The 557-nt window shown below is 37.7% G+C and carries 1 protein-coding gene; it reads right to left on the reverse strand.

The window, feature by feature from the left end; all coding sequences use genetic code 11:
* A partial coding sequence (locus L0U77_RS11710; RefSeq protein ID WP_233901254.1) for an Ig-like domain-containing protein occupies positions 1–557 on the reverse strand: 557 nt, incomplete at both ends.

Raw genomic sequence — 557 nt, forward strand, 5'->3', positions numbered from 1 at the left:
TGTATCTACAACTGGAGTAGTTCCATTGATATCTGTAATTGTTAATGTATCTCCATCAACATCATCATCTATTCCGTTTCCGTTATCCGCTAAAACATCTACCTTTACTGAAGTATTGATTGTTGTTGTTGCTGAATCATCCTGTGCTACTGGTGGTGTATTATCGATTGCTACAGCAACATTMGCKRTATCTGTTCCGCCATTTCCATCACTTATTGTGTATGGGAAAGTAATTGCAGTTCCTGTTCCATCAGGTTGAATATCTAATGTTCCTCCTGCTAATAAAGTTACAGTTCCTCCTGTTACACTAATTGGTGTATCTACAACTGGAGTAGTTCCATTGATATCTGTAATTGTTAATGTATCTCCATCAACATCATCATCTATTCCGTTTCCGTTATCCGCTAAAACATCTACCTTTACTGAAGTATTGATTGTTGTTGTTGCTGAATCATCCTGTGCTACTGGTGGTGTATTAYCGATTGCTACAGCAACATTAGCGRTATCTGTTCCGCCATTTCCATCACTTATAGTGTATGGGAAAGTAATTRCAGTTC

The organism is Tenacibaculum piscium (assembly GCF_021390715.1).
Classification (GTDB): domain Bacteria; phylum Bacteroidota; class Bacteroidia; order Flavobacteriales; family Flavobacteriaceae; genus Polaribacter; species Polaribacter piscius.